The organism is Streptomyces sp. NPDC058375 (assembly GCF_042723425.1).
GTDB classification, from domain to species: Bacteria; Actinomycetota; Actinomycetes; order Streptomycetales; family Streptomycetaceae; genus Streptomyces; species Streptomyces durocortorensis.
On sequence record NZ_JBHXJG010000356.1, the window covers coordinates 1 to 5557 of the forward strand.

Here is a 5557-nt window from a genome sequence, read left to right on the forward strand (position 1 = left end):
GGTCAGACCTCCCGGCCGGGCTCAGGAGCCGAAGGTGAAGGACTCGGCCGCCGGGGCGACCTCGGCCGGCCGGACCACCTTCAGCCCGCCCGCGGCGCCGGCGTCCGGCTTCATGATGACGCTCTCCCGGGTGGACGGCGCCTTCGGGTCCGAGAAGTCGTGCGTCACCCCGAACTCGGTCCCGTACCCCTTGATCGTGAGCAGCGCCTTGTCGATGCCCTCGCGGGTGAGGTCCTTGTCGTCGCAGGCCTTCGTCAGGGCCTCGCCGAAGAGGGAGGCCGCCGTGTATCCGGCGACGACGCCGTTGTCGAGGACGTCCTTCGGGTACTGGGCGGCGTACTCCTCGGCGAGCTTGGCGGGGCCGTCGCCCGGGTCGCCGATGGGCAGCGTGGAGGAGGCGACGTAGTAGTCCTTGAGCAGGGCGGGGCCCGCCTGGGTCTTCAACAGCTGGGGCGCGAAAGCCGAGTTGTTGCCGACGACCGGGACGTCGAAGCCGGTGGCCGCCGCGACGCCGACGAGCGAGGCCGCCTGGCGCGGTCCGGCGCTGACGATCACGGCCTTCACCCCGGCCTGCTTGAGGGCGGCGACCTGGGCCGTCATGTCGTTGTCGGTCGGCTTGATCTTCTGCTCGACGACGGTGAGCCCTGCCTCCCTCGCCGCGTGCTTCGAGCCGACGAGCGCGTTCTCGCCGTAGTCGCCCTCGAAGTAGACGTGACCGATCTTGTCGCCCTTCGCGATGCGCTTCTCGGCGAGCAGGTAGTCGATGAGGTTGATCGTCTCGATGTCGTAGGTGGCGCCGATGACCCGGATGTACGGGGAGCCCAGCAGGTTCGCCGACCAGGCCTGCGGCAGGACGAGGCCCTTGTCCTGGCCGTCGATGCGCTGTTCGACGGCGGCGACGAACGGGGAGCCGATGAACTGGGCGAAGCCCACCACCTCGGGTGCCAGTTCGGTGTACGCGGCGATCGCCTTCTGCGGATCGTATCCGTGGTCGCGGACCGTCAGTTCGATCTTCCGGTCGCAGATGCCGCCCGCGTCGTTGGTCTGCTTGACCCACAGCTGCTGGGCCTGGGTGACGCTCTTGCCGAGGGAGGCGTAGACGCCGGTCATGTCGGTCAGCACACCGAGGGAGATCGTCGAGGATGAGACCCCGGGGCCCGTCTTGATCCCGCCCTCGCCCTCCCCGTCCGCCTTCCCCTCGGTCGCCTTGCCGCTGCACCCGACGAGGGTGACGGCGAGGGTCGCGACCACGGCCGTGAGCACTCTCAGTTTCATGACTTCTCCCCTGGATTCTTCGGAGCCGCTGATTGCTTCGGAGTCGCTGGCCGCTTCGGAGCCGCTGTTTGTTCGGGAACCGTCGGCTTCTTCGGGGCCGCCGGCTTCTTCGTGCGTGCGAGGCCCAGGCGGGCGAGGCCGCCGGGCAGGAACAGGACCACCGCGACGACCGCGGCGCCGTACAGATAGCGGGACGCCTCACCGGGTGCAAGACCGCCCGTGCCGGGGGCGGAGACCAGCGGCAGGGAGTCGCTGTAGTGCGTGAACACCTGCGGGAGCAGGGAGACGAAGGCGGCGCCGATCACCGCTCCGGCGACGCTGCCGAGCCCGCCGATGACGATCATGGCGAGGTATTCGAGGGACAGGATCATGCCGAAGTACTCGGGCACGGTCCGCTGGAAGACCAGGGCGAGCAGGACGCCCGCGAGCCCCGCGTACATCGAGGACAGGACGAAGACCCCGGCCCGGTAGCGAGCCACCGGCACGCCCATCACCCCGGCCGCGATCCGGTGGTCGCGGATGGCGTTCATGGCGCGTCCGGGCCGGCCGCGCAGCACGCCCCGGGCGAACAGCGCGCTCAGCAGGAGCGCGAGCAGACCGGCGTACCAGAGCTTTTCCGAGGAGCCGAACGGTACGGCGGCGACGACGAGTTCGGAGTCGTCGAAGGTGAACCCGAAGACGGACAGCGGCGGTACGGCCCGGCCGTTGTAACCACCGGTCAGCGAGCCCGCGTTGAACAGGACGTGCTGCCCGATGAAGATCAGCGCGAGGGTCGCGATGCCGAGATACGCGCCGCGCAGCCGTCCGGCGATGGGGCTGAAGATCCCGCCCGCCGCCCCGGCGAGCAGCACCGCGAGGATCGCGGCGAGCCAGGTGGGCAGCCCGAGGCCGGTCAGTGTGTGCCCGTTCTCGGTGCTGCTCTCCCCCGCCAGGACGCAGTAGCCGTACGCGCCGACGGCGAGGAAGAAGGCATGGCCCATGGAGAGTTGGCCGGTGGCGCCGGTGAGCATGTTGAGCCCGATGGCGCCGATCGCCGCGGCCATCGCGAACAGTCCGGCCTGGAGCCAGAAGCGGTCCAGGTAGAACGGGAGGGCGAGGAGCAGCAGGGATCCGATGAGGACCGCGTACGTACGGGGGCTGCGCAGCCGGTCGGTGAGGCTCTCCGGTCCGCCGCCGCGTACGGGGGTGGGGGCGGGGGCGGCGGGGGCTTCGGCGGTGGTGTCAGACACGGGCCAGCTCCTTCGTGCCGAAGAGTCCCGCGGGCCGGATGAGCAGGACGGCCACCATCACCAGGTAGGGCGCCAGGTCGCCGATGCCCCGCCCGAGGAAGGAGAGATCGCTCTGGTAGCCGGTGGCGAGCGACTCGGTGACGCCGACGATCAGTCCGCCGGCGAGCGCCCCGGTGGTGGAGTCGAGCCCGCCGAGGATCGCGGCGGGGAACGCCTTGAGCGCGGCGAGCGAGGTGGCGCGCTCCAGGCCCGGGGTCGGGAACACGGTGAGGAAGAGCGCGGCGACGGCGGCCAGCGCCCCGGCGACCGCCCAGGCGGCGAGCGACACCCGCCCCAGCTTGATCCCCATGAGCGCGGCCGTCTGCGGGTTCTCGGCGGCGGCCCGCATCGACACGCCCCACGAGGTGTAGCGGAAGGCGAGCAGGAAGACCGTGATCAGGAGCCCGGCGGCGAGGAACGCGGCGATACGGGTCTGGGCGAGGGTGACGCCGCCGACCTGGACGACCTCGTTGCCCCAGGGGTCTCCGAGGGCGAGCACGTCCGTGCCCATCCGGCGGGTGAGTTCGGTGATCAGGAGGATGTCGACGCCGATGGTGACGATGGCGAGGACGCTGTGGTCGCTGCCCCGGTAGCGGCGCATCACGAAGAACTCGATGGCCGCCCCGACGGACGCGGCCCCGGCGATCCCGACGAGCAGCGCGGGCCAGAACCCGATGTCGTCGTGGAGCACGGCGGTGACGTAGCCGCCGGCCAACAGAAGGGAAGCGTGGGCGAAGTTGACGACCTCGGTGGCCTTGAAGATGACGACGAACCCGAGCGCGATGAGTGCGTAGACCGAGCCGATCGACAGGCCGCCGAGAAGGAGTTCGAGAGTCGTGGTCATTGAGGTGCTCCCAAGTAGGCCTGGACGACGGCCGGATCGTTCTGGACCTCGGCGGGGGTGCCCCCGGCGATCCGTCGTCCGAAGTCGAGTACGGTCACCGCGTCCGCGAGCCGCATCACCACCCCCATGTCGTGCTCGACCAGCACGATGGAGATGCCGAGGCTGTCACGTACGTCGGCCACGACGGCAGCGGTGCGGCGGCGCTCGTCCGCCGTCATCCCGGCGATCGGCTCGTCCAGCAGCAGGACCTTGGGCTCCATGCACAGGGCGCGGCCGAGTTCGACGAGCTTCTGCTGCCCGTACGGGAGTGAGCCGGCGGGCCGCTCCAACGCCCCTTCCAGGCCGATGAATTCGGCGATCTCCCGGACCCGGTCGCGGTGGCGTCGCTCCTCCCGGAGGGCGGAGGGCAGCCGCAGGCCGGTGGCGACGAACCCGGAGCGGGTCAGCCGGTGGCGGCCGAGCAGGAGGCTGTCGGCGACGGTCGCGTGCGGGGGCAGCGCCAGGTTCTGGAAGGTGCGGGCGACCCCGAGGTCCGCGATGGCGTGCGGCGGGAGTCCGGTGAGCTCGGTGTCGCCGAGGCGGACGTGTCCGGAGGTGGCGCGGTAGACGCCGGACAGGACGTTGAAGCAGGTGGACTTGCCCGCGCCGTTGGGCCCGATGACGGCGTGCACGCTGCCGGGTTCGACGGTGAAGGAGACAGCGTCGAGGGCGGTGAGCCCGGCGAAGCGGACGGTGACGTCCTGCACGGCGAGGGCGGCCGCGGTGGTGTCCTGGCGGACCGATGCGGTGGTGGTCACGCGGACCACCTGCTCAGGGTGCGCCGGGTCCGGGCGGCCGGGTCGGCGTCCGCCGCCGCGTCCTCGTCGACGACGCCGAGATAGCGGCGGCGCACCTCGTCGGAGGCGGCGAGTTCGTCGGCGGGCCCGGACAGGGCGACCTCGCCGACGTCCAGGACGTACGCCGTGGAGGCGAGGCGCAGGGCGATCGCAGCGTTCTGCTCGACGAGCATCACGGAGGTGCCGCCCGCGTTGATCTCCTGCACGGTCTCGGCGATCCGGGCCGCCATCAGCGGGGCGAGGCCGAGGGAGGGTTCGTCCAGCAGGAGCAGCCGGGGCCCCGCCATCAGGGCGCGGCCCATGGCCAGCATCTGCTGCTCGCCGCCGGACAGCAGCCCGGCCCGCTGGTGTGCGCGGTCGGCGAGCACCGGGAACAGCTCGTGCACCCGGGCGAGGGCCGCGCTCGTCTCCTTGCGCCCGCCGCGTGCCCCCAGGGCGCCCGCCCGCAGGTTGTCGGCCACCGTCATCCGGGCGAAGACCTGCCGGCCCTCCGGTACCTGGACCACTCCCGCGGCCACCACCTGGGCGGGCCGCAGCCCCTCCAGGGGGCGGCCGTCGAACCGGATGGTCCCGGTGCCCGTCCCGCGGTGGAAGCCGAGGGTCCGCGACACGGCCCGCAGCAGCGTGGTCTTGCCCGCGCCGTTGCCGCCGAGTACGGCGGTGATCCCGCCGTCCGGCACATCGGCGGAGATGTCGCGCAGCGCCCGGACCGGGCCGTAGCCGACGGACAGTGCGCGGATCTCTAGCGTTGCCATGCGTCCTCCTCCTTCCGCCATGTCGTGTGTCTTGCTGGTCTGTGGGGGGGGGTGGTGCCACAGACCAGCACCGGGCAGGACGTGCGTCCACGGGGCGGGGCCGACTCGATGCGGGCGACCAGCGAACGAGGGGCCTCGTTGTGCACGCGCACAGACGCGGTGACGGGCGGGCGCCCGCCCGCGGGGCCGGTGGCATCCTCATCGGTCATCAGGAGCGCCCGGGGACGGAGCGGCGGATGCGGCGGGAGACGCGGTACGAGGCGCTGCTCGGCCCGCTGCTGGCGGGCGGGGCCGCGCCGGACCTGGTGGCGCGTGCGGCGCGCGGCCTCGGACTGCCGGAGCGGGGGCCTTACGCGGTGGTGGTGCTGGGCGCGCCGGTGCCGGCGGCGGCGGTGGTCCAGGGCCCGGACGCGGACGGGATGCGCTGGTGGTGGGGTGAGGCCGAGGCTTCTCCGGGCGAGGCGGAGGGCCGGGAGGCTCGGTGGGCTCGGGAGGGCCGAGAGGCTCGGGAGGGCCGAGAGGCTCGGGAGGGCCGAGAGGCTCGGGAGGGCCGAGAGGCTCGGGAGGGCCGAGAGGCTC

5 protein-coding genes and 1 pseudogene are annotated in these 5557 nt (G+C 72.3%); 1 reads left to right on the forward strand and 5 read right to left on the reverse strand.

Going from position 1 to position 5557, the window contains the following annotated elements; all coding sequences use genetic code 11:
• Positions 1-21: 21 nt before the first annotated feature.
• From ACFWM7_RS33100 to ACFWM7_RS33120, 5 genes are read right to left on the reverse strand one after another with little or no spacing between them, the layout of a single operon-like run.
• Positions 22-1275: an ABC transporter substrate-binding protein gene (locus tag ACFWM7_RS33100; RefSeq protein ID WP_383267888.1), complete on the reverse strand. Its 1254-nt coding sequence runs from the start codon at positions 1273-1275 to the stop codon at positions 22-24.
• Positions 1272-2504 (reverse strand): branched-chain amino acid ABC transporter permease, encoded by a 1233-nt coding sequence (locus tag ACFWM7_RS33105; RefSeq protein WP_383267891.1) that lies wholly within the window; start codon positions 2502-2504, stop codon positions 1272-1274. The genes ACFWM7_RS33100 and ACFWM7_RS33105 overlap by 4 nt, the downstream gene beginning before the upstream one ends.
• Positions 2497-3387, reverse strand: a complete 891-nt coding sequence (locus tag ACFWM7_RS33110) for a branched-chain amino acid ABC transporter permease (RefSeq protein WP_383267894.1) — start codon at positions 3385-3387, stop codon at positions 2497-2499. The genes ACFWM7_RS33105 and ACFWM7_RS33110 overlap by 8 nt, the downstream gene beginning before the upstream one ends.
• The gene (locus ACFWM7_RS33115; protein WP_383267897.1) at positions 3384-4193 is read right to left on the reverse strand and encodes an ABC transporter ATP-binding protein; all 810 of its coding nucleotides are present in this window, start codon (positions 4191-4193) and stop codon (positions 3384-3386) included. Before ACFWM7_RS33115 ends, ACFWM7_RS33110 begins: the two co-directional genes overlap by 4 nt.
• A complete protein-coding gene (locus tag ACFWM7_RS33120) occupies positions 4181-4978 on the reverse strand; it encodes an ABC transporter ATP-binding protein (protein WP_383267900.1) in 798 nt (265 codons plus the stop codon). The genes ACFWM7_RS33115 and ACFWM7_RS33120 overlap by 13 nt, the downstream gene beginning before the upstream one ends.
• Positions 4979-5118: 140 nt before the next feature.
• Here ACFWM7_RS33120 and ACFWM7_RS33125 point away from each other — a divergent pair.
• Positions 5119-5557: pseudogene (locus ACFWM7_RS33125) on the forward strand (hypothetical protein); the annotation flags it as partial.

What these genes read in the sequence shown, in the direction of transcription:
- ACFWM7_RS33100 (WP_383267888.1), bottom strand. Translation starts at nt 1,275, where the DNA reads ATGAAACTGAGAGTGCTCACGGCCGTGGTCGCGACCCTCGCCGTCACC.
- ACFWM7_RS33110 (WP_383267894.1), bottom strand. Translation starts at nt 3,387, where the DNA reads ATGACCACGACTCTCGAACTCCTTCTCGGCGGCCTGTCGATCGGCTCG.
- ACFWM7_RS33120 (WP_383267900.1), bottom strand. Translation starts at nt 4,978, where the DNA reads ATGGCAACGCTAGAGATCCGCGCACTGTCCGTCGGCTACGGCCCGGTC.